Origin of the sequence: Arthrobacter sp. BE255 (genome assembly GCF_031457335.1) — a bacterium.
In the GTDB taxonomy this organism is placed as follows: domain Bacteria; phylum Actinomycetota; class Actinomycetes; order Actinomycetales; family Micrococcaceae; genus Arthrobacter.
Genome location: NZ_JAVDWK010000004.1, coordinates 310,436 through 333,439, shown reverse-complemented (window position 1 = coordinate 333,439; position 23,004 = coordinate 310,436). Strand labels below are relative to the sequence as shown.

At 66.1% G+C, this 23,004-nt stretch carries 20 protein-coding genes and 1 tRNA gene; 14 read left to right on the top strand and 7 right to left on the bottom strand.

The features are described 5' to 3' along the window. Positions 1-3 precede the first annotated feature (3 nt). From J2X42_RS10255 to J2X42_RS10235, 5 genes are all read left to right on the top strand, one after another. Complete coding sequence (locus J2X42_RS10255) at positions 4-1,113, top strand: prephenate dehydrogenase (protein WP_310164758.1); 1,110 nt, start codon at positions 4-6, stop codon at positions 1,111-1,113. Further along, positions 1,113-1,826 (top strand): (d)CMP kinase, encoded by a 714-nt coding sequence (cmk, locus tag J2X42_RS10250; RefSeq protein ID WP_310164756.1) that lies wholly within the window; start codon positions 1,113-1,115, stop codon positions 1,824-1,826. The genes J2X42_RS10255 and cmk overlap by 1 nt, the downstream gene beginning before the upstream one ends. Positions 1,827-1,857: 31 nt before the next feature. Beyond that, positions 1,858-2,535: a lysophospholipid acyltransferase family protein gene (locus tag J2X42_RS10245; protein ID WP_310164815.1), complete on the top strand. Its 678-nt coding sequence runs from the start codon at positions 1,858-1,860 to the stop codon at positions 2,533-2,535. Positions 2,536-2,545: 10 nt separating this feature from the next. Then, positions 2,546-4,096 (top strand): ribosome biogenesis GTPase Der, encoded by a 1,551-nt coding sequence (gene der, locus J2X42_RS10240; RefSeq protein ID WP_310164754.1) that lies wholly within the window; start codon positions 2,546-2,548, stop codon positions 4,094-4,096. 147 nt (positions 4,097-4,243) lie between these two features. After that, positions 4,244-4,320, top strand: a tRNA-Pro gene (locus J2X42_RS10235). A gap of 51 nt (positions 4,321-4,371) precedes the next feature. Here J2X42_RS10235 and J2X42_RS10230 read toward each other — a convergent pair. After that, a complete protein-coding gene (locus J2X42_RS10230; protein WP_310164752.1) occupies positions 4,372-5,241 on the bottom strand; it encodes a DNA-formamidopyrimidine glycosylase family protein in 870 nt (289 codons plus the stop codon). A 117-nt stretch (positions 5,242-5,358) separates the two neighbouring features. Here J2X42_RS10230 and gcvH point away from each other — a divergent pair, with 117 nt between their 5' ends. From gcvH to J2X42_RS10205, 5 genes are all read left to right on the top strand, one after another. Further along, a complete protein-coding gene (gcvH, locus tag J2X42_RS10225; protein ID WP_131135001.1) occupies positions 5,359-5,745 on the top strand; it encodes a glycine cleavage system protein GcvH in 387 nt (128 codons plus the stop codon). Between the two features lie 140 nt (positions 5,746-5,885). After that, positions 5,886-6,356, top strand: a complete 471-nt coding sequence (locus tag J2X42_RS10220) for an FHA domain-containing protein (protein ID WP_131135038.1) — start codon at positions 5,886-5,888, stop codon at positions 6,354-6,356. Between the two features lie 23 nt (positions 6,357-6,379). Further along, a complete protein-coding gene (locus tag J2X42_RS10215; RefSeq protein WP_310164749.1) occupies positions 6,380-7,096 on the top strand; it encodes a MerR family transcriptional regulator in 717 nt (238 codons plus the stop codon). Further along, a complete protein-coding gene (locus J2X42_RS10210) occupies positions 7,096-7,599 on the top strand; it encodes a bifunctional nuclease family protein (RefSeq protein ID WP_066285823.1) in 504 nt (167 codons plus the stop codon). Before J2X42_RS10215 ends, J2X42_RS10210 begins: the two co-directional genes overlap by 1 nt. Positions 7,600-7,836: 237 nt before the next feature. Then, positions 7,837-8,433 carry a MerR family transcriptional regulator gene (locus J2X42_RS10205; RefSeq protein ID WP_066290467.1) on the top strand — a complete coding sequence of 199 codons (597 nt, stop codon included), beginning with the start codon at positions 7,837-7,839 and terminating at the stop codon, positions 8,431-8,433. Positions 8,434-8,520: 87 nt separating this feature from the next. Here J2X42_RS10205 and J2X42_RS10200 read toward each other — a convergent pair whose 3' ends face one another. Next, entirely contained in the window at positions 8,521-9,339 is an 819-nt protein-coding gene (locus J2X42_RS10200; RefSeq protein ID WP_310164745.1) for a ParA family protein, read from the bottom strand. Between the two features lie 304 nt (positions 9,340-9,643). Between J2X42_RS10200 and J2X42_RS10195 the strand changes: the two genes are divergently transcribed. Continuing rightward, the gene (locus tag J2X42_RS10195) at positions 9,644-13,039 is read left to right on the top strand and encodes a pyruvate carboxylase (RefSeq protein WP_310164743.1); all 3,396 of its coding nucleotides are present in this window, start codon (positions 9,644-9,646) and stop codon (positions 13,037-13,039) included. Between the two features lie 82 nt (positions 13,040-13,121). On the opposite strand, the gene J2X42_RS10190 is transcribed toward J2X42_RS10195, so the two are convergent. Continuing rightward, the gene (locus J2X42_RS10190) at positions 13,122-14,933 is read right to left on the bottom strand and encodes an AMP-dependent synthetase/ligase (RefSeq protein WP_310164742.1); all 1,812 of its coding nucleotides are present in this window, start codon (positions 14,931-14,933) and stop codon (positions 13,122-13,124) included. Positions 14,934-15,108: 175 nt separating this feature from the next. On the opposite strand from J2X42_RS10190, the gene J2X42_RS10185 reads away from it, so the two are divergent. Continuing rightward, a complete protein-coding gene (locus tag J2X42_RS10185; protein ID WP_310164740.1) occupies positions 15,109-16,200 on the top strand; it encodes an ROK family glucokinase in 1,092 nt (363 codons plus the stop codon). Positions 16,201-16,218: 18 nt separating this feature from the next. Here J2X42_RS10185 and J2X42_RS10180 read toward each other — a convergent pair whose 3' ends face one another. The 3 genes from J2X42_RS10180 to J2X42_RS10170 are packed head-to-tail and all read right to left on the bottom strand — an operon-like array spanning position 16,219 to position 18,426. After that, positions 16,219-16,821 carry a hypothetical protein gene (locus tag J2X42_RS10180; RefSeq protein WP_310164738.1) on the bottom strand — a complete coding sequence of 201 codons (603 nt, stop codon included), beginning with the start codon at positions 16,819-16,821 and terminating at the stop codon, positions 16,219-16,221. Continuing rightward, positions 16,814-17,641: an alpha/beta fold hydrolase gene (locus J2X42_RS10175; protein WP_310164736.1), complete on the bottom strand. Its 828-nt coding sequence runs from the start codon at positions 17,639-17,641 to the stop codon at positions 16,814-16,816. Before J2X42_RS10175 ends, J2X42_RS10180 begins: the two co-directional genes overlap by 8 nt. Further along, positions 17,638-18,426 carry an alpha/beta fold hydrolase gene (locus tag J2X42_RS10170; protein WP_310164734.1) on the bottom strand — a complete coding sequence of 263 codons (789 nt, stop codon included), beginning with the start codon at positions 18,424-18,426 and terminating at the stop codon, positions 17,638-17,640. Before J2X42_RS10170 ends, J2X42_RS10175 begins: the two co-directional genes overlap by 4 nt. Positions 18,427-18,538: 112 nt before the next feature. Between J2X42_RS10170 and J2X42_RS10165 the strand changes: the two genes are divergently transcribed. Further along, positions 18,539-19,315, top strand: coding sequence for a lysophospholipid acyltransferase family protein (locus tag J2X42_RS10165; RefSeq protein WP_310164732.1), 777 nt, complete (start codon positions 18,539-18,541; stop codon positions 19,313-19,315). Between the two features lie 68 nt (positions 19,316-19,383). Further along, on the top strand, positions 19,384-20,778 hold the full coding sequence (locus J2X42_RS10160; RefSeq protein WP_310164731.1) for a class II 3-deoxy-7-phosphoheptulonate synthase: 1,395 nt from the start codon (positions 19,384-19,386) through the stop codon (positions 20,776-20,778). 91 nt (positions 20,779-20,869) lie between these two features. On the opposite strand, the gene pknB is transcribed toward J2X42_RS10160, so the two are convergent. Next, positions 20,870-22,933: a Stk1 family PASTA domain-containing Ser/Thr kinase gene (pknB, locus tag J2X42_RS10155; protein ID WP_310164729.1), complete on the bottom strand. Its 2,064-nt coding sequence runs from the start codon at positions 22,931-22,933 to the stop codon at positions 20,870-20,872. Between the last annotated feature and the right edge of the window lie 71 nt (positions 22,934-23,004).

The following is a 23,004-nucleotide window of genomic DNA, read 5'->3' as shown; positions in this document are numbered from 1 at the left end:
GGCATGTCCGCATTTCGTACGCACGGCCGCGGACACCTTAACGGCCCGGTCGTTGTGATCGGCACCGGCCTGCTGGGCGCCAGCATCGGGCTCGGCCTGCGTGGCCGCGCCGTCCCCGTGTACCTGTCGGACCCGTCGCCCACCAACCAGGCGGTCGCCGTCGACATCGGCGCCGGTCTGCCCCTGGCCGAGCTGTCAGGCGAGGCGCCGGAACTCGTGGTCGTGGCGGCACCGCCGGATGTCACAGCCTCGGTTGTGGCTGGCGCGCTGGCGGACTACCCGGAATCCGTGGTGGTGGACATTGCCAGCGTCAAGGCGGACATCCTGGCCGACCTTCGTGCCCGCGGCGCGGATCTCTCCCGCTACGTCGGCAGCCACCCGATGGCCGGACGGGAGAAATCCGGGCCCGTTGCGGCCCGCGGCGAGCTTTTTACGTCCATGCCGTGGGTGGTTTGCCCGTCGGAGGAGTCCTCGGCCGAAGCCACCCGGGTGGCGCGCGCCCTCGCCTCGGATCTGGGCGCAATCGTCTCCCAGTTCACCGCAGACGAACACGACGAAGCCGTGGCACTGGTATCCCACCTGCCCCAGGTGATGTCGTCACTGCTGGCCAGCAGGCTGCAGGGCACGCCGCTCCATGCGCTTTCCCTGGCCGGCAACGGCCTGCGGGACGTCACCCGGATCGCCGCGAGCGATCCCACCCTCTGGGTGCAGATCCTGGGCGGCAACGCCCGGAAAGTGGTGGACATCCTCTACGGCGTGCGTGAGGACCTGAACCGCCTCATCGGCACGCTGGAGGCGCCCGCCGCACCCGGCGCACGGTTGGACCTTGCCCAGCTGATCAGCGAAGGCAACGCCGGCCAGGCACGCATTCCCGGCAAGCATGGCGGCCCGCCGCAGGCGTACTCCTGGCTCACCGTCCTGGTGGACGACAAGCCGGGCCAGATCGCCCTGCTCCTGACCGAGATCGGGGAGATCGGCGTCAATGTCGAGGACCTCCGGCTGGACCATTCGTCGGGCCAGAACGTCGGCATGGTGGAGCTCTCAGTGCTGCCCAACAAACATGACCACCTGATCGAAGCACTCAACGACCGCGGATGGCGGGTACTGCAGTAATGACACAGGAACTCATTGAAACCCTGCCCGCCCTGCGGGTGGGCCGGCCGCTCGTGGTGGCCATCGATGGCCCGTCCGGTTCCGGCAAGTCCAGCGTGAGCAAGGAAGTTGCCCGCAGGCTGCGGCTTGCCTACCTGGATACCGGTGCCATGTACCGGGCCCTGACGTGGTTCTGCGTCAACACCGGAATCAGCCTTGATGACGCCGCGTCCGTGGAGCAGGCAGCCAGGGACCTTGTGCTGGAACTGAGCACCACCCCGCACCAGGACTACGTGCGGGTGGACGGTGTTGACGTTTCCGAGGCCATCCGCGAACCGGCCATTTCGTCGGCCGTCAGCGCCGTGGCCACCACGCTGGGCGCACGGACCGAACTGATCCGCCGCCAGCGTGAGCTCATTGAAAAGCACCACCGCCGGATGGTGGTGGAAGGCAGGGACATCACCACCGTCGTCGCACCCGGCGCGGAAGTCCGGATGCTGCTGACCGCCAGCGAGGAAGCCAGGCTCCGCCGCCGCGGGATCCAGCTGGGTGGCACGCAGAACGCCGAGCAGCTCGCCGCCCAGGTCATCCACCGCGATGCCAAGGATTCCACGGTCGTGAATTTCACCCAGGCAGCCGATGGCGTGGTGACCCTGGATTCCTCGGACCTTGACTTCGAGGAAACCGTGGACGCCGCCCTCGTGATCGTCACCAAGGTCCTCAACCGTGACTGAGCGCGGCACCAGGCTTCCCGCCGCCTGGACCATGGCGTGGAGCCGGCCCGTCGGCTGGATCCTGGACCACCTGGTGTACCGTACCTCGGTGACCGGCCGTTCCAACGTCCCCACCGGGGGACCGGTGATTTTTGCCGGCAACCACATCAGCTTCCTGGACGGGCCGGTGATGTTCGGTGCCTCACCGCGTCCCATGCACATCCTCGTCAAGAAGGAGATGTTCAAGGGTTTCCTTGGCCGGGTCCTCCGGGCCTCCGGCCAGCTGCCCGTGGACCGCTCCGGCGACCGTGCGGCGCTGCTGCTCAGCAAGGACGTGCTCGACGCCGGCCGTTGCGTCGGGATTCTGCCGGAAGGCACCCGGGGGAGCGGCCAGGCAACCGACATCAACAACGGCGTGGCATGGCTGGCACTGAACTCGGGGGCTCCGGTGGTGCCGGTCGCCATCCTGGGTACGCGGACCGGCGATGAACACCTCGACACCGTCCCCAGGCCGGGGCGGCGGTTCCATGTCAGCTTCGGCAACGCCCTGACAATAAGCCGCAATCCCGGCGAAACCGGCCGTGCTTCAATGGACAGGGCGGGAATGGAAATCCGCGCTGCGCTGGCAGGGCACGTCCAGGATGCAATCAAACACAGTGGGCAGCCTTTGCCCCACGCGGGCTCACCGCTCGAACCAGCAGTAGCCGGGACGCCGGCAGATGACCACTAAGGAAAGTGCAATGAGCGATACGACTCAAACATCCGGCCACTCCGGCGCCGGCGAAGACGAATACACGCCCACCGGCACCGACCAGGTGGCCGAGCGGCTGGCAGCCCTGGACGACGACGAAGCGGAGCTGCGCGCAGCGTCCCTCCGTGCGGGCCTGGAAGACTACGATCTCGACGAGGACGACGCCGCCCTGCTCAGCGGCCGGTACGACGACGAGGACTTCGACGGACCGGTCAAACTGGACCCCGTCCTGGCCATCATCGGGCGCCCCAACGTGGGCAAGTCCACCCTGGTCAACCGCATCCTGGGCCGGCGCGAAGCCGTGGTGGAAGACACCCCGGGCGTCACCAGGGACCGCGTGATGTACTCGGCCCACTGGAACGGCCGCAACTTCACCCTCGTGGACACCGGCGGCTGGGAGCACGATGCCCGCGGCATCCACGCCCGCGTAGCCGAGCAGGCCGAAATGGCCGTGGAACTGGCCGACGCCGTGCTGTTCGTGGTTGACTCCGCCGTGGGCGCAACCGCCACGGATGAAGGCGTCATGAAGATGCTCCGCCGCAGCAAGAAGCCGGTCATCATGGTGGCGAACAAGGTGGACGACTTCGCACAGGAGGCGGATTCGGCCACCCTGTGGGGCCTCGGCTTCGGTGAGCCCTATCCCGTCTCGGCACTGCATGGACGGGGCGTCGCCGACCTCCTGGACCACGTCATGGACACCCTGCCGGAGTTCTCCACGATTGAAGGACTGGAGCGCTCGGGCGGCCCGCGCCGCATCGCGCTGATCGGGCGCCCCAACGTGGGCAAGTCCTCGCTGCTGAACAAGCTCGCCGGCTCGGAGCGTGTGGTGGTGGATAACACCGCAGGCACAACCCGTGACCCGGTGGATGAGTTCATTGAACTCGGCGGCCGGACCTGGCGGTTCGTTGATACGGCCGGCATCCGCCGCCGCCAGCACATGGCACAGGGCGCCGACTACTACGCCTCGCTCCGGACCCAGGCCGCCCTCGAGAAGGCGGAGGTCGCCGTCGTCCTCCTGGCCGTGGACGAAGTCCTCAGCGAACAGGACGTCAGGATCCTGCAGCTGGCCATCGAATCCGGCCGCGCGCTGGTTCTCGCCTACAACAAGTGGGACCTGCTCGACGACGAACGCCGCACCTACCTGGAGCGGGAAATCGAGCAGGACCTTGCCCACGTTGCCTGGGCCCCGCGGGTTAACATTTCGGCGCTGACCGGCTGGCACAAGGACCGGCTGGTCCCTGCCCTGGACCTTGCCCTGGAGAGCTGGGACAAGCGCATCGCCACCGGACGCCTGAACGCCTTCCTCGGCGAACTCGTGGCTGCGCACCCGCACCCGGTCCGTGGCGGCAAGCAGCCCCGCATCCTGTTCGGCACCCAGGCGTCCAGCCGCCCGCCGAAGTTCGTGCTGTTCACCACAGGATTCCTTGATCCCGGCTACCGCCGCTTCATCACCCGCCGCCTCCGTGAGACGTTCGGCTTCGAGGGCACGCCCATCGAGGTCAACATGCGCGTCCGCGAAAAGCGCGGCAAGAAGCGTTAATTCCGACACACCTGCTGACCGGATGCCCGAAAGTGTCACAGGCACCCTCTCACATCGTGTAAGCTTTTCAAGGTGGTTCGGCCGGACTGCTGAGTTGAAATCCTGGCTAACATCAGGAGTAAACGCAGCGGAGAACGGCGGAACTGACGGGCTGTAGCGCAGCTTGGTAGCGCACTTGACTGGGGGTCAAGGGGTCGCAGGTTCAAATCCTGTCAGCCCGACCAAAAAGCAGAAGCGCCCCGGAGAATTTCTCCGGGGCGCTTCTGCTTTTGGCGTTATTTCAGGAACTTGGACGTCCGCCGGTCCGCCAGGATCTTTCCCTTGGTCTGGCAGGTGGGACAGTACTGCAGCGACGTGTCCGCGAATGACACCTCCCGGACCGTGTCGCCGCATACCGGGCAGGCGTCGCCGGTCCGGGCATGCACCCGCATGTGGCTCCGCTTGACGTCCTTCAGTTCACTCGGCGGTTTGCCGCGGGCTTCGGCAAGCGCCGTGCCCAGGACGCTGTGGATTGCGTCGTACAAAACCTGGACGTCCCCAGGGTCAAGGGACTTGGCGATCGCAAACGGCGATATTTTCGCGGCGTGCAGGATCTCGTCGCTGTAGGCGTTCCCGATCCCTGCGATGACGCTCTGGCTTCGGAGGAGCCCCTTAATTTGCTGGGAGCTGGCGCCGAGGATCTTCGCCAGCGTGCCGGCGTCGAACTCCGGACTGAACGGATCCGGGCCCAGGGCCGCGATCCCCGGAACATCCTGCGGCTTGCGGACCACATAGACGGCCAGGCTCTTTTTAGTGCCGGCTTCGGTCAGGTCCATCCCGTGCCGGCCCGAGTTACCCGAGAAGGACAGCCTGGCGGCGATGTACCCTTTTCCCTTCCTGAGCTCAGAGCTGCTCGGCGAGTCGGTGAACCGGACCCAGCCTGCCCGTGCAAGGTGGAACACCAGGGACGGCCCGTCGGTGTCAATACACACGAACTTGCCGAAGCGCCGGACGCCCGTCACAGCCCACCCGTAGAGATCGGTGTAGGCGGGATCCGCCGTCTTGAGCACGGCGAAGGACACAATCTGGACCTGTTCCAGGACCGTGCCGCGCAGGTGGCCGTCCAGATAGTCAGCCAGGCCTGCAACCTCAGGAAGCTCGGGCATGGTCCCATCATGTCAGAATCCACCTCGAACGCTCCGGGAGTTGTGCCTATACTTTCAGCGGCGGCTTGTTTAGCAGGCCCCGTTGACATTGGTGTTTGACCCGATGAAAGGCCCCTGATGAGCAACATTCCCGAAGACCTGTCCTACACCGCAGAGCACGAATGGGTCACCGCACCCAACGCCGACGGCGTGGTCCGCGTTGGCATCACAGACTTCGCCCAGGACGCACTCGGAGACGTTGTCTATGCACAGATGCCTGAAGTGGGTACAAAAATCACCGCGAACGAAGTAGTGGGCGAAGTCGAGTCCACCAAGAGCGTCAGCGACATTTACGCCCCGGTCAGCGGGGAAGTGGTGGCCCGCAACGACTCCCTGGACACAGACTCCGCCCTCATCAACTCCGATCCGTACGGGGACGGCTGGCTGATTGAAGTCAAACTGGCCGAAGCCGACGCCGTGGAATCGTTGCTCAGTGCGTCGGAGTACGAACAACAGGTAGGCTAAAGCTAACCGGTTCATCCGGTCCGGCCATGCAGCGTCTTCGCACGTCAATGGCCGGATCCGGCGTCCGGGGCCGGGTTTGCGAGGCAGGCCGGGGGGACATGTTGATTGCAGGTGACGCTGCAGCGGAAGAGGAGGAAGCCATGGTTGGCCACAAGCAGAACCCTGCCGACGGGGATTACGGCACAGGCAAGGCTTCGGAGACCACCTCGATCCATCTCACGCCCGTCACCGAAGAACCCACCATTACCCCCAAACTCTCATCGGACGAGCGCAGCTCCGTGGAGGCGCTGCCCGCCGGATCGGCGCTGCTGATCGCCCACAGCGGCCCCAACGCCGGTGCCCGGTTCCTGCTGGACTCTGACGTCACTACCGCCGGGCGCCACCCGGACGCCGACATCTTCCTGGACGATGTGACCGTGTCACGCCGCCATGTTGAGTTCCAGCGCACGGCGCGCAGCTTTGAAGTGGTGGACAAAGGCAGCCTCAACGGCACCTATGTCAACCATGACCGCGTGGACAGTGTTGAGCTGAAGTCCGGAAGCGAAGTCCAGATCGGCAAATTCCGCCTCACCTTCTACCTGAGCCCTGCCCGCGCTGCAGGCCGCGCCTGATCCCGGGGCAGTTGCCTGTGGCAATGGCACAACCGGAACGCCGTGGACCGCAGGTCCTGAACATCGGGGAGGTCCTCGCCCAGCTGAGCGGCGATTTCCCCGGAATGACCGCGTCCAAAATCAGGTTCCTCGAAGAAAAGGGACTCATCAACCCCCGCCGGACGCCCGCGGGGTACCGGCAGTACTCGGACGGGGACGTCGAACGCCTCCGTTTTGTGCTGGCACTCCAGCGCGACCAGTACCTGCCCCTGAAAGTCATCAAGGACTACCTCGACGCGATCGACAGGGGAGAACGGCCCGAAAACCTTCCCCCCGGCGTCGTGGTTTCCCCGCGGATCGTCTCTGACGAGCTGGCAGCCGAGCTGCAGAACCGCGGCCGGAAACTCACCGAGGAGCAGCTCCGGACCGAGTCCGGTGCCAGCGTTCCGCTGCTGCAGTCGCTGCTCAGCTTCGGGCTGATCAGCCACAGCAACGGCAGGTTTGACGAACACGCGCTGCAGGTGGCCCGGGCGTGCGTCCAGCTGGAAAGCCATGGCCTGGAGCCGCGCCACCTGCGGCCCTTCCAGGCCGCGGCCGAACGTGAGTTCGGACTCGTGGAGCGTGCAGTGGCGCCGCTCGCATCCCGCAAGGATTCGGCGTCGCAGGCCCGGGCGGCCGAGGCGGCGCGCGAGATCAGCGACCTTTGCCTCACCCTGCACCGGGCCCTGGTGCAGGACCACATCTCACGCATGGACATCTGATGATCGAAGTCGAGATCGTAGGGGTTCGGATCGAACTTCCTTCCAACCAGCCGCTGGTGCTGCTACGCGAGATTCACGGCGAGCGGCATGTGCCCATCTGGATCGGCACACCGGAGGCCAGCGCGATTGCCCTGGCCCAGCAGGGAGTGGTCCCGCCCCGGCCCATGACCCACGACCTCCTGGTTGACGTGGTGGAATCCCTGGGCCATTCGGTGGTGAGTGTGAACATTGTCGCCGTGGAGGACAACATCTTCTACGGCCAGCTGCAGTTCGAGAACGGAACCACTGTCAGCTCACGTGCATCTGATGCGCTGGCCATCGCGCTGCGGGCCAAATGCCGGATCTGGTGCGCGGATTCCGTCATGGACGAGGCGGGGGTCCGCATCACGGAACATGACGAGGGCGAAGACACCGAGCCCGGGCCCACCGTCGACGAGGAACGTGAACTGCGGCGGTTCCGGGAGTTCCTGGACGACGTGGAGCCGGAAGACTTCGACGGTTGAGATCACGTTAAGGTTAAAGTTGAGGCTGAAAGTTTCGACACGCCCCTGCAAAGAGCCGAACGTCTTTGACCTTGGGACCCGGCAGGCCTAACGTCAAAGGTATCAAGTTCCCATTGCTTACAGCAGCAGCGCAAGTCACACTGTAAGGTGCGGCTCCAGGAAATTACATGCATGGACTTCGTGCCCGTACAGGCTGCTGCAGTTTTTCCCCGGGAGCTTATGACAAGGAGGATCCAGGTGAGTCCCAAAGGCGAAGCAGGCGAGCTGAAACAGCCCTCGACGGCTGGTGTCGCTGTACCCGCGAGCGGTGCCCAGGGCCTCCTGTTTACCGAAGACCTTCCCGTTCTTGACGAAGACGCGGGCTACCGCGGACCGACTGCCTGCAAGGCGGCCGGCATCACCTACCGCCAGCTTGATTACTGGGCCCGTACCGGCCTGGTGGAACCCGCAGTCCGCGGTGCTGCCGGCTCGGGTTCGCAGCGCCTGTACGGCTTCCGCGACATCCTGGTCCTCAAAGTCGTCAAGCGGCTCCTGGACACCGGAGTGTCGCTCCAACAGATCAGGACCGCCGTGGAACACCTGCGGGAGCGCGGCGTGGAGGACCTCGCCCAGATCACGCTGATGAGTGACGGCGCCAGTGTCTACGAGTGCACGTCCGCGGACGAGGTGATCGACCTCGTCCAGGGCGGACAGGGTGTGTTTGGCATTGCGGTCGGCCGCGTATGGCGGGAGGTCGAAGGCAGCCTGGCGTCCCTCCCGAGCGAGCATGCAGCCGAACAGTCCTTTCCGGACGACGAGCTCAGCAAGCGCCGTGCAGCCCGGAAGACCGGCTGAACCCTAAAAACGCCAAAGGCCACCTTCCAGCGGAAGGTGGCCTTTTCCATGCGGTCAACGTGCGGCCAGAGCCGGCCGCCTCAGCGACTAGCGCTGGCCGCGGCTCCGCAGGCCGTTGCCAACGGCGAGGAGGTTGGCCAGCAGCGTGTCAAAGAGGGCAGCAGCCGACTTCGCCGAGTCGCCGGGCCAGTGGTGGACCGGGTGGGCCGCGCCCTGGATCTGCTGCCAGTTTGCCTGCTCCGGGATCCGGGGGCTCAACAGGAGCTCTCCGAACATCGATTCCATTTCGGCGAGCCTGTAGGTGTGCTCGGATGAACCGGTGCGGACACGGTTTGCCACAATGCCGGCCGGCGAAAGGTTGGGGGCGAACTCCTGCCGGAACAGCTGGATGGCCCGCATGGTCCGCTCGGTTCCCGCTACGGAGAACAGCCCGGGTTCGGCCACCAGGGCCACTTTGTCACTGGCTGACCAGGCCATCCTGGTCAGGCCGTTCAGTGATGGAGGGCAGTCGATCAGGACGAGTTCATAGTCAGCGCCGGCCAGCACCGAAGAAAGGCGGCGGAGATCGCGGCGGCCCAGGTCCGGCCGGTCATATATTCCGGTGTACGCAGAGCCGACCGCGACGTCCAGGACTCCCGGACCGGACCCGTTCGAGAGTGCGCGGGCCGTCCAGCTGCTGCCCACCACGTTGTCCGCGAGTTTGGCCCTCCGCGGGCTCTTGAGCATCCGCCCGATGTCCAGCTGGTCGCCGGGCTGCACGCCCAGGGCCGTGGTCGCGTCCGCATGGGGATCCAGGTCCACCACCAATGTGGGGATGCCCGCGGCAAGCGCCGCAGACGCCAATCCTGTGGTGACGGAAGTCTTGCCGACCCCGCCCTTGAGGCTGCTGATGCTGACTACTTGCACTTGAGAGACCAAAACCTAACGCCGGCTGCCGTGTTGGGGGTAATGTTTGCTCCGGCAGTGCCGAAGCCGGGCGGCTCCTGCCGCCCTACTCATCATATGTTGATGCGCCGGCGATTCCTGCTTTATCGGGCGTCGGCATGGCACCTCGGCGTGATGGCAACGGCTGGTTCCGGCGGTCCCCGGCAAAGCGTCGCGGACATGACGGCAACTTCTGTGACGGTGGCCACAATGATTTGTATTTCTAAGCGCGGGTCTTAGACACTGTGACCACTTACCGATACACCCGCAATGATGCAGGAGAAGTATGTTTTCCAAGATTCTGGTGGCCAACCGCGGCGAAATCGCGATCAGGGCATTCCGCGCCGGCTACGAGCTGGGCGCCAAGACCGTTGCTGTGTTCCCGAACGAGGACCGTAACTCGATTCACCGCCAGAAGGCCGACGAGGCTTATCTGATCGGCGAGGAAGGCCATCCTGTCAGGGCATACCTTGACGTGGCCGAAGTGGTCCGGGTGGCCAAGGAGTCCGGTGCCGACGCAATCTACCCCGGCTACGGATTCCTGTCCGAGAACCCGGACCTCGCCCGTGCCGCGAAGGAAGCCGGGATCACCTTTGTCGGTCCGCCCGCTGAGGTGCTGGAACTCGCCGGCAACAAGGTCGCCGCGCTGGAAGCTGCCCGGAAGGCCGGCGTCCCGGTGCTGAAGTCCAGCCAGCCGTCGAAGGACCTCGATGAGCTCATCGCCGCGGCCGACGAGATCGGGTTCCCCATCTTCGCCAAGGCCGTCGCCGGCGGCGGCGGGCGTGGCATGCGCCGCGTGGACACCCGCGAGGCCCTCCCGGAAGCCCTGCAGTCCGCCATGCGCGAAGCGGATGCGGCGTTCGGTGATCCCACCATGTTCCTGGAGCAGGCTGTGCTCCGGCCGCGGCACATCGAGGTCCAGATCCTCGCCGATGCCGAGGGCAACGTCATGCACCTCTTCGAGCGCGACTGTTCCATCCAGCGGCGCCACCAGAAGGTCATTGAGATTGCACCGGCCCCCAACCTTGACGAGGGGATCCGCCAGGCCCTCTACCGTGACGCGGTCAAGTTCGCCAAGGCGCTGAACTACGTCAACGCCGGAACTGTCGAGTTCCTGGTGGACACCGTCGGCGAACGCGCCGGCCAGCACGTCTTCATCGAAATGAACCCCCGCATCCAGGTCGAGCACACCGTCACTGAGGAAGTGACGGACGTTGACCTGGTGCAGGCGCAGCTGCGGATCGCGTCCGGCGAAACCCTTGCAGACCTGGGTCTCTCCCAGGAAACCGTCCAGCTCAAGGGCGCGGCCCTGCAGTGCCGCATCACCACCGAGGACCCGGCCAACGGGTTCCGGCCCGACGTCGGGAAGATCACTGGTTACCGCTCCGCAGGCGGCGCCGGTGTCAGGCTCGACGGCGGCACCGTGTACTCGGGTGCCGAAATCAGCCCGCACTTCGACTCCATGCTGGTGAAGCTGAGCTGCCGTGGCCGCGACTACCCGGCAGCAGTGGCCCGCGCCCGCCGTGCCCTCGCGGAATTCCGCATCCGTGGCGTTTCCACCAACATCTCCTTCCTGCAGGCCGTGCTGGACGACGCCGACTTCATTGCCGGCAACGTCGCAACGAACTTCATTGACGAGCGGCCCCAGCTGCTGAAGGCACGCGTGTCCGCCGACCGCGGCACCAAGCTGCTCACCTGGCTGGCCGAGGTCACCGTGAACAAGCCGAACGGCGAACTCACCGTCCGCTCCAACCCGGCATCCAAGCTTCCTTCCGTCGCGGGCATCCAGCCCGTGCCGGGGTCCCGCCAGCGGCTCCAGGAGCTGGGCCCGGAAGGCTTCGCCAAGGCGCTGCGTGAGCAGACAGCAGTGGCCGTCACGGACACCACGTTCCGCGACGCACACCAGTCCCTGCTCGCCACCCGGGTCCGGACCCGCGACCTCGTGGCCGCCGGCCCGGCCGTCACCGCACTGGTACCTGAGCTGCTCTCGGTCGAGGCGTGGGGCGGTGCCACGTACGATGTGGCGCTGCGCTTCCTTGGCGAAGACCCGTGGGACCGGCTTGCCGCACTGCGGAAGGCCCTGCCCAACGTCTGCCTCCAGATGCTGCTCCGCGGCCGCAACACCGTCGGCTACACCCCGTACCCCGAAGAGGTCACGGTTGCCTTTGTCAACGAGGCAGCTGCCACCGGCATCGACATCTTCCGGATCTTCGACGCACTGAACGATGTCAACCAGATGGCGCCCGCCATCCGTGCAGTCCGCGCCACCGGCACGGCAGTCGCGGAAGTTGCCCTGTGCTACACCGGCGACCTGCTGGACCCGGACGAGAAGCTCTACACGCTGGACTACTACCTCGAACTCGCCCAGCGGATCGTGGATGCCGGCGCCCACATCCTGGCCATCAAGGACATGGCAGGGCTGCTCCGTCCCGCTGCCGCCGCGAAGCTGGTTGCCGCGCTCCGTGAAAGGTTCAACCTTCCGGTCCACCTCCACACCCACGACACCGCCGGCGGCCAGCTGGCCACCCTCCTGGCAGCCGTCGACGCCGGCGTGGACGCGGTGGACGTGGCGTCCGCCTCGCTGGCAGGAACCACCAGCCAGCCGTCCGCTTCGGCCCTGGTGGCGGCACTGGCGCACACCCCGCGTGACACCGGACTCAGCCTGGCGGCAGTCAGCTCCCTGGAGCCCTACTGGGAGGCCGTGCGGCGTGTCTACGCGCCGTTCGAGTCGGGCCTGCCGGGCCCCACAGGCCGCGTCTACCAGCACGAAATCCCGGGCGGGCAGCTGTCCAACCTCCGCCAGCAGGCCATGGCCCTGGGCCTGGGGGAGCGCTTCGAAGCCATCGAGGACATGTACACGGCCGCGGACCGCATCCTGGGCCGCCTGGTGAAGGTCACGCCGTCGTCGAAGGTGGTGGGCGACCTCGCGCTGCACCTGGTGGGCCTGAACGCCGACCCCGCGGACTTCAACGAGAACCCGCAGAACTACGACATCCCCGACTCCGTCATCGGCTTCCTGTCCGGCGAGCTCGGTGACCCGCCGGGAGGCTGGCCGGAACCGTTCCGGACCAAGGCACTCCAGGGCCGCAGCATCAAGGTCCGCGACGTTGAGCTCAGCGCCGAGGACAGTGCCGCGCTCCAAGGCGATTCCAAGACCCGCCAGGGCACGCTGAACCGCCTGCTCTTCGACGGTCCCACCAAGGACTACCTCAAGAGCGTGGAAACCTACGGCAATATCTCCGTGCTCGACACCAGGGACTACCTGTACGGCCTGCAGCGCGGGCAGGAGCACGAGATCCAGCTGGAAAAGGGCGTCCGCCTGATCGCCTCGCTGGAGGCTGTCTCCGAGCCGGACGAGAAGGGCATGCGCACGGTCATGTGCACGCTCAACGGGCAGTCCCGGCCCGTCGTCGTCCGCGACCGTTCCGTGGTGAGCAACGTCAAAGCCGCCGAGAAAGCGGACCCGGCCCAGCAGGGCCACGTCGCGGCGCCGTTCGCCGGTGCCGTCACCGTCACGGTCAAGGCAGGTGACACCGTGAACGCCGGTGACACGGTGGCCACGATCGAAGCGATGAAGATGGAAGCGTCCATTACGACGCCGGTCGGCGGCAAAGTCTCCCGCCTCGCCATCTCAACGGTTGAACAGGTGCAGGGCGGGGACCTGCTCCTGGTTGTGGAGTAACCACTTAAAAAGCAACGCGGGGTCACTTCCCGCCCAATAAACACTGTTTATCGGGCTGGGAGTGACCCCGCGTTGCTTTTGCTTAAGACCCGCGCGGGGCGCCGTACATCTCTTCGATGACGGTTTCGAAGTCCTTCATGACCTGGCCGCGCTTGACCTTCATTGAAGGCGTCAGGTGGCCTGATGCCTCGGTGAAGTCTGCGGCCACGATCCGGAACGACTTGATTGCCTCAGCCTGGGACACGGAAGCGTTCGCGTGGGTGATGAGGTCCTGGACCGCCGCCTTCACCACCGGATTCTCCACTGCCTCGTCGAGGGTGGTGGTGTTCGGCAGGCCATGGCGCTGCAGCCAGCCGGGGAGCGCTTCCTGGTCCAGGGTGACCAACGCGCCGATAAAGGGCCGGTTGTCGCCAACTACCAGGACCTGGGAGACCAGCGCGTCGGCGCGGATCTGATCCTCGAGGAGCGCCGGGATCACGTTCTTGCCACCGGCGGTGACGATGATTTCCTTCTTGCGTCCGGTGATCCAAACGAACCCTTCTTCGTCGAGGCGGCCGATGTCGCCGGTTCGGAACCACCCGTCGGCGAAGGTCTCGCTGCTCAGGTCATCGCGTTTGTAGTAGCCGCGCATTACGCACACGCCCTTGGCGAGGATCTCGCCGTCCTCGGCAATCTTCACCGCGTTCCCCGGCAGCGGTTTGCCCACCGAGCCGATCTTGATCCGCGACGGTGTATTGACGGAGATGGGGGCGGTGGTTTCGGTAAGCCCATAGCCTTCCAGGACCTGCAGGCCGATGCCCTGGAAGAAGTGCCCCAGTCGTTCGCCCAGCGGCCCGCCTCCTGAGACAGCATGGGCCACATGGCCGCCCATGGCGGCGCGGAGCTTCCCGTAGACAAGCTTGTCGAAGAGGGTGTGCTTGAGCTTCAGGCCCAAGCCAACGTGGCCTGCCTGGCGGGCCTTGGAGAAAGCGATGGCCGTCTCCGCGGCCTTGTGGAAGATAGCGCCCTTGCCGCCGTCCTCGGCCTTGGTCAGCGCCGAGTTGTAGACCTTCTCAAAGACGCGGGGCACGGCCAGGATGAATGTGGGCTCGTAGCTTTGCAGGTCAGCGAGGAGGTTCTTGATGTCCGGGGTATGGGCCACCGTGGTGCCGGCCGCCATGGCAAGGACGGAGATGAAGCGGGCAAAGACATGCGCCAGGGGCAGGAACATGATGGTCTTCGCGTTTTCATGGACGATGTCGCCAATGACGGCGAGAGCATTGTCCGACAACTCAACGAAGTTGCCGTGGGTGAGTTCGCAGCCCTTGGGGCGGCCGGTGGTTCCGGAGGTGTAGATGATGGTGGCTACGTCGGCCAGGTTGGCGGCACTGCGGCGTGCCTCAAGGTCGGCGTCGCTGATATCCCGTCCGGCTTCGCGGACGGCGTCCAGGCCGCGGCCTTCGAGCTGCCATACGTGCTGCAAGGCAGTCAGTCCTTCGGACGTGGCTGCCTGGCGGATGATGTCCTCGTGGTGGGCGGCTTCGCCGAACGCGGCCACCGCTCCCGAGTCGCCGAGGTTCCAGGCAACCTGTGACGGGGACGAGGTTTCATAGATCGGCACCGACACACCGCCGGCGAACCAGATGGCGAAGTCCACCAAAGCCCACTCGTACCGGGTGCGGGACATGATTCCCACCCTGTCCCCGGCATTGACGCCGCTGGCGATCAGGCCCTTGGCCAGTGCCTGGACATCGGCAAGGAAATCCGTGGCGGATACGTCCTGCCAGGCTCCCGCGGAGTCGAGCCGGGAAAACAGAGCAGGGTTGCTGGGCTTGGCAGCCTGCCGCAGCACCAGGTCAGTGATGTTGGTTTCAGGTGGGACAACAACCAGCGGCGGAACGCTGAATTCGCGCACTATAGCTCCTTTGATATCCGTAGGCCCGGACAGGGTATGTCTAACACTAGTACGCCTGTACCCGGCAGTGCAGTAACAAACCTACTGGCGAGTAACTTGTGCGTCAAAGCGGGCCCGCCAAGTGGCCCTCCGGGCTTGCCGGGCGGCGGCATTCGTCGGCCTAGAATGGGGAACTATGTATGAACCGCCCCCCGGCGTACAGGCCGGCCCCCACAGACGCCCGGCGCCCTGGAAGCGGCGGCCACCCGCCATCGCGGCCCGGACCGGGCAGGGGCCAACTTTCCGTGAGCACCTTCGGTTGGGCCGGAAAGGACTCGCCATCGGCATAGACATCGGCGGGACCAAAGTTGCCGCCGGCGTAGTGGACGCCGACGGCAGGATCCTGAGCGAAGCGAGGCGCTCAACTCCAGGCAGCGATCCAAGGGCTGTGGAACGGGTCATTGTCGAACTTGTTGAAGAACTTGGGGCGGGGCACCGCATCTGGTCCGTGGGCATTGGCGCGGCGGGCTGGATGGACCTCGACGGCGGCACGGTCCTGTTCAGCCCCCACCTCGCCTGGCGCAACGAGCCACTGAGGGAGAACCTCCAACGCCTCCTGCGCAGGCCTGTCCTGCTCACCAACGACGCCGATGCCGCGGCCTGGGCCGAATGGCGCTTTGGTGCAGGGCAGGGCGAAAGCCGGCTCGTCTGCATCACGCTGGGGACCGGAATCGGCGGCGCGATGGTGCTGGACGGGAGGGTTGAGCGCGGAAGGTTTGGCGTCGCGGGGGAGTTCGGCCACCAGATCATCATGCGCGGAGGCCACCGGTGCGAGTGCGGAAACCGCGGCTGCTGGGAGCAGTATGCTTCCGGCAACGCGCTGGGCAGGGAGGCGAGGATCCTGGCCCAGGCGAACTCACCTGTGGCGCAGGAACTGATTGCCGCCGTCGGCGGAGACCCCGCCGTAATCACCGGGGCGGTCGTCACGGAGCTTGCCCTTGCCGGCGATGCCGCCTCCCGCGAGCTTCTTGAGGAAGTCGGGGAGTGGCTGGGCCTTGGACTTGCCAACCTGGCAGCCGCCCTGGATCCCGGACTTTTTGTCATCGGCGGCGGACTTTGCTCGGCCGGAGACCTATTGGTGGAGCCGGCAAGGAAAGCGTTCGCCAGGAACCTGACCGGCCGCGGCTTCCGCCCGGCGGCGGGGATCGAACTCGCCGCACTGGGACCCAACGCAGGCCTGATCGGCGCCGCAGACCTGTCCCGGGTCAGCAGCCGGATGCGCAGCTGACGGCTGCATAACCACAGCTCAGACGCGGGCTCCGTCGTCGTTCTCGTCCTTTTCCTGGGGCAGCTTCATGATCAGGTACACCACCGCCAGGATAAACACCGCCACCATCCCCAGGATGGCTAACAGCGGTGCCGACCGCCAGAACATCACCGAAAGCAGCAGGGCCAGCGGGCCACCCACGGCGCCCAGCCACGCGAGCATGGTCAGCGGGTCAGTGCCGGCAAGGCTCGGGGGCTCCTCCGGAACAAAAGTGTCGTCGTCGTCCACCCCGTAGTCACGCGGTCCGTGGGCGGGATCGTCCGTGCTCCCGGGAGTCCCAGGAGACGCAGCGGCCAGCCGCTCGGCAGCTGACGGCTCGGTCGGGGCAGACGGTGCCAGCCCCAACGGATCAAAGTCCCGGAAGCTGGCGCCGGTGCCCGTATTGTGCGGGGCTGCCGTTCCGGTGGCCGGGCTTTCGGTGGACCCTGGCGCGCCGGTCGGCTTCGGGGCATCGGCGCCGCCCGGCCGCAGTGCTTCGTCCTGGGCCGATGAGGAGCCTTCCAGGCGCGCCACCAGATCCAGCCAGACGGCGTCGTCCTGGTTGGCACTTGGATCCGGGGCGCCGGAATCGGGTTTAGTCACGGGCGGTGCCCTCCTGGCTCCCGGCAGGCGCCTGGTGGACCGGTGCAGCAATGCCCCCGCCGGCCGACGCCGGGATGACCGACCGGATGAACTCGATTGAGCCCTCGAAGATCTGGTCCGCGTCGTTGTCCAGGGTGGCCACGTGGTAGCTGTTCTCCAGGCGGGTCAGCTCGAGCGGGGCGTTGGTGAGGCCGCGGCGCAAGGCAACGATGCTGGAGTCGGACACCACGTGGTCCACGGTGGACCTGAAAACACGCACCGGCGCTGTGACCCGCGGGAGAAGCCGGATGGTGTCCTTGAACATCTTGTTGAGCTCATGGGCGGCAGCCACCGGGGTCCGGGGATAGGCGCCCTCATCCATGCCGGCTTTCAGGATGTCGTTGGCGATCGCCGGCGTGCTCTTGAGCACCAGCTTGAGGATGCCCGCCAGCGGGGCGCGGGGATCGTCAATGACAAGGCCGGGGTTGACGAGGATGACCCCGGCGACGGGCCGGGTGGCCGCGACCCGCAGGGCCAGGGCCCCGCCCATGCTGAGTCCGGCGGAGAAAACATGGTCGCATTCGGCGTCGAGTTCCAGGTAGGCCCCGTCCAAAGCTTCGTGCCACTGGGTCCAGCGGGTCCGCGCCAGTTCCTGCCACGTGGTGCCGTGGCCGGGAAGGAGCGGCATACGCACGGCGAATCCGGCGTCAGCCAAGGACGCGGCCCAGGCCCGCAGGCCGTGCGGGCTGCCGGTGAAGCCGTGCGAGAGGACCACGCCGATGCGTGGTCCGTCGCCGCGGAAGGCACTGTGGAACGGGCTGTGGTCCGGAAGCGCTGTCATGAACTCTCCGACGTAATGGGGCGGTGGGCGTGCTGAAGGAAAAACGCGGTGGATTTCGCAAAAATTTCGGGGGCGTCGGCGTCCAGCGTAGCCACATGGCTGCTGTGATGCAGGTCCACGACCTCCACCAGGCGCCCGCCCAAGCGTCGCCTCAGCATGGCCAGCGACGACGGGGGAACCACGGCATCGGTGCGTGACTTGAATACCTGGACCGGCGCCGTGACCCGTGGCAGGCCGCGGATGCTTGCGCCGAAGAGCTTCTTGAGCTGGTGGACAGCGGCCAGGGGCGTCCGTGAATAGTCCCCGTCGTCGGTGACGGCTGCTGTGGACTCGTCCTCCTGGATGGGCAGCGTGGTCTGCTGGAAGTACTTGAGCACGCCGATGACCCGCACCCGGCGGTCATAGAAACTCAGGCCGGGGTTAACCACTGACACCCCTGCCACCGAATGCCGGGACGCAGTCAGCAGCGCGATGGCCCCGCCCATGGACAGGCCGGCCACGTAGCAGGTTTCCGTGCGTGCGGCGAGGTCAAGGTAGGCGGCTTCAAAAGTGCGCTGCCAGTCGGGCCAGGTGGAGCGGGCCAGCTGGCGCCAGTCCGTCCCGTGCCCCGGAAGGAGCGGCACGGACACGGCGAAGCCCTGGGCCGCGAGATGTTCCGCCCAGGGCAGGACACTGAGGGGACTCCCGGTGAACCCGTGGCAGATGGCGATGCCGGTCGTGGCATTGGGTCCGTGGCCGGGGTAGCTGAAAGCGGCAGGCCGGGGCGGGATGCTGCTTTCTGTCATGACTCCATCGTGTCACTGTTCGGGATAAATCTCACTAGAGTAGGGTGGCATTGGAGTCCTGGCCCTGCCCCGCTGAGCCCGGGCCTGCCGCCTTCTTCGAGAGGTTCGTCGCGTGTTTTATTGGGTCATGAAGAGGATCTTTCTGGGTCCGGTACTGCGGCTCCTGTTCCGCCCCTGGGTCAAAGGCCTGGACAATGTTCCGGCGGAGGGCGCAGCCATCATCGCCTCCAACCATCTGTCGTTTTCCGATTCGATTTTTATGCCGCTGATGGTGCCCCGGCCTGTGATCTTCCTGGCGAAGTCCGAGTACTTCACCGGAACCGGACTCAAAGGCCGCCTCACGGCATTGTTCTTCCGGCTGACCAACCAACTTCCCATGGACAGGTCGGGCGGCGCGGCGTCGGCTGTTTCGCTCAACGCGGGCATGGACGTCCTGACCGGCGGCGGTCTGCTGGGAATCTACCCCGAGGGCACCCGCAGCCCGGACGCCCGCCTCTACCGCGGCAAGGTCGGTGTGGCACGGCTGGCCCTCCAGGCCGGTGTCCCCGTCATTCCGGTGGCCATGATCGGTACGGACAAGGTCCAGCCCATCGGCAAACGGCTGCCCAACATCCGCCGGATCGGCATGATCTTCGGGGAGCCGCTGGACTTCAGCCAGTACCGGGAGCAGGCCGAAGACCGCGAGGTGCAGCGCAAGGTGACTGACGAGATCATGTTCGAACTGATGCGTCTTTCCGGCCAGGAGTACGTGGACGAATATGCCGCCGTGGTGAAACTCCGGCTTGCCGGCAAGCAGGACAAGCCGGCGACGGACACGGCCGCTGATCCTTCCGGCAGCGTTGCCGCACCGGAGCCGCAGGACGACGACGGGACGCCGGCCGCCGGATGATGTGACGCCGGTCGCCCCCGCGCGTGACGGCCGGGTGTCCGGATGCCGCCCAGTGACACTACTCTTAGATGGTGACTGAGCTATCCGCAAAACCCGCCTTCTCGCTGTCCAGTACCGCCCAGAGCGGCGCCGCCAATTATCCAGGCCTGGATGACTGGCGGGACCTCCCCATCTCCCAGCAGCCCAGCTGGCAGGACAAGGACGTCTTCGACTCTTCGGTCAAGGAGCTCTCCGTGCTCCCGCCGCTGGTTTTCGCCGGTGAGGTGGACATCCTCCGCGAAAGGCTGGCCGCCGCCGCCCAGGGCAAGGCTTTCCTGCTTCAGGGTGGCGACTGCGCTGAAACCTTCGAAGCTGCTACCGCGGACAAGATCAGCGCCCGCGTCAGGACCATCCTGCAGATGGCGGTGGTCCTCACCTACGGCGCGGCCATGCCCGTGATCAAGATGGGCAGGATGGCCGGCCAGTTTGCCAAGCCCCGGTCCTCGAACGATGAAACGCGCGACGGCGTCACACTGCCCGCGTACCGCGGCGACATCGTCAACGGCTACGACTTCACGCCCGAATCCCGTGGCCACGACGCAGCCCGGATGCTCCGGGCCTACCACACGTCGGCATCCACCCTGAACCTCATCAGGGCGTTTACGCAGGGCGGCTTCGCCGACCTCCGGCTGGTGCACCACTGGAACAAGGGCTTCACCGAGAACCCGGCCCACGCGCGCTACGAGTCCCTGGCCCGCGATATCGACCGTGCCATCAAGTTCATGGCCTCCTGCGGCGCTGACTTTGAGGCGCTCAAGCGGGTGGAGTTCTTCGCCAGCCACGAGGCCCTGCTGCTTGACTACGAGCGGGCGCTGACGCGCATCGACTCCCGGACCGGATTCCCCTACGACACCTCGGCCCACTTCCTGTGGATCGGGGAGCGCACCCGCGAGCTGGACCATGCGCACATCGACTTCCTCTCACGCGTGCGGAACCCGATCGGCGTGAAGCTCGGCCCGTCCACCACCGGAGATGACGCCCTCCGCCTCATCGACAAGCTGGACCCCGAGCGTGAGCCCGGACGGCTCACCTTCATCACCCGCATGGGCGCGAAGAACATCCGGGAGAAGTTGCCCGCCGTCGTCGAGAAGGTTACCGCCTCCGGCGCCCAGGTCCTCTGGGTCACTGATCCGATGCACGGAAACACGGTCACCTCACCCAACGGCTACAAAACGCGCAACTTCGACGACGTCATCGACGAAGTCCGCGGCTTCTTCGAGGTCCACCATTCGCTGGGCACCGTTCCTGGTGGCCTGCATGTCGAGATGACCGGCGACGACGTCGCGGAATGCCTTGGCGGGGCCGACCCCGTGGACCAGGAGGCGTTCCTGGACCGCTACGAGTCTGTGTGCGATCCGCGGCTGAACCACATGCAGTCACTCGAAATGGCGTTCCTGGTCGCAGGGGCACTCTCCAAGCACTGACCGCGTCGTTTTTTCAGTCGAAAAGGATGCCTCCCGGACTTCGCGTCACGGGAGGCATCCTTTTTTGCGTCTGCCGGCACGGGCGTCCGCGCTACACCACCGTCAGGGTAATGACTGATCCCTCGGGAACGTCTTTGTTGGCCGGGTCCTGGTCGCGGACGGTTCCGAAGAATCCGCCGAGGACGTTGTTCACTTTCACTTCGAAGCCGAGCTGGCGCAGAGCCTGTTCGGCTTCTTTGGCCTGCTTGCCGACGTAGCTGGGAACCCTCACCATCTTCGGGCCATCGGAGATGGTGAGCGTCACCGTGGCGCCCCGGGTGAGGGTGCCGTTCGACGGCGACTGGCTGGCCACCGCGCCCTTGGGCACCTTCTTGTCGTTGACTTCGTCCTTGGCTACTTCTGCCTTCAGCCCGGCCGCCTCGATGGCATCGACGGCGTCGTTCTCGTCCATCCCAACGACGGACGGCACAGGGATGGGCTGGGGACCCTTGGAGACGGCCAGGGCCACCGGTGTGCCGTGCCGGGCCGGGGTCCCGGATGCCGGGTCCTGGGCGAGCACGACGCCGGCGGCAACGCCCTCATCGAATTGCTCAGTGATGGTGCCCAGGGCCATCTCGGCCCTGTTCAGTTCCGCTTTGGCCTGTTCCAGCGTTTGTCCGGTCAGTTTCGGCAGCTCAAACAGCTGGGGACCCTTGGAGACAAACAAGGCCACCGGCTGGAATTTCCTGATCTCCGTGCCGGCCCCGGGCTCCGTTCCCACTACGAGGCCGGAAGGGACGTCATCGTCAAAAACGTCACGCGTGCTGGACTGGAATCCGGCGTCGCTCAGCAGCAGCTGGGCCTGCGCCACCGTCTTGTTCGCGACGGCGGGGACGGTCGCCGGGGATCCCGGGCCCATGCCAAAGAACCAGCCGGCACCGGTGGCCAGCAGCGCCGCGATGATCAGGATGACCACCCACAGGGCGCCACGGCGCCGGGGGTTGCCTTCCCGCAGCGACCTGAGCGGAGTTGCGGCCGCCCGGGACCGTGCCTTTTCGGCTTCCTTGTCCGCCTTGCGCCGGGCGCGCTTGGTCAGGGGAGCGGGCGTGGTGTCCGGGTAGGGGGAGTAGGCGGCCGTGTGCTGTGCGGCCGGGGCAGCGGGAATGACCGCAGTTGCGAAATCCCCGGACGGGGCCGGCGCAGGCTGCGGAGGTCTCCCGGGCCGTTCCAGCGGTGACATCACGGTAGTGGGGTGGCTGGGGCGGGTGATGATTTCAGTGGGATTCTGCATGCCGTGATCCAGCGCTGCAGGCGGCTGGAGGTCCAGTTCGCGGTCCGTGAGGTTGGTGCGGATATGGCGCAGTTCCTGGAGCAGGGCGGTGCCGTCCACGGGCCTGTTCTCGGGGTCGTTGGCAGTACACCACTGCACCAGTTCGTCGACTTCGGCGGCGAGGCCCGGGACCAGGGCCGACGGCGGGCCCACCGTGCCGTTCACGTGCTGGTACGCAACCTGGATGGGGACCTCGCCGCTGAAGGGCTGCTGGCCGGTCAGCATTTCGTACAGCATGATCCCGACCGAGTAGATGTCACTCCGGGCGTCGGCCTGGTTTCCCAGCACCAGTTCGGGGGAAAGATAGGCCACTGTGCCGATCAGTGCACCCGTGCTGGTGGACGTGGTGACCGCACGTGCCAGGCCGAAGTCGCCCAGTTTGATCCGGCCGTCGTCGGCGATCAGGACGTTCTCGGGCTTGATGTCGCGGTGGATCATCCCGGCGGCGTGCGCTGCTCCGAGTCCTTCGACGACGGGATCGATGAGTGCCAGGGCAAGCCGGGGTGGCAACGCGCCCTTGGACTTAATGACGTCCCGGAGCGTATGGCCTTTGATGTACTCCATGACGAGGTAGGCCGTCTGGCCGTCGTTGCCCTGGTCGAGGACACCCACGACGTGGGAGTGCGAAAGCCTGGCAGCTGCCTTCGCCTCACGGCCCAGCCTGCCCAGGAAGGTATCGTCGCTGGCGAGGTGCGGGTGGAGTACTTTGAGTGCGACGTCGCGTTCCAGCCGCAGGTCCGTTGCGAGGTAAACGGTGGACATTCCGCCGCGCGCGAGCTTGGACTGGACGGCGTAGCGGTTATCCACCAGCGTTCCAACAAGTCGGTCAGACACGTGTTCCTGCACCCTACGATCCTAATCCCGCAACGAAACGGGCCCGAATCACCATGCGATCCGGACCCGTATCGTTACTGCGC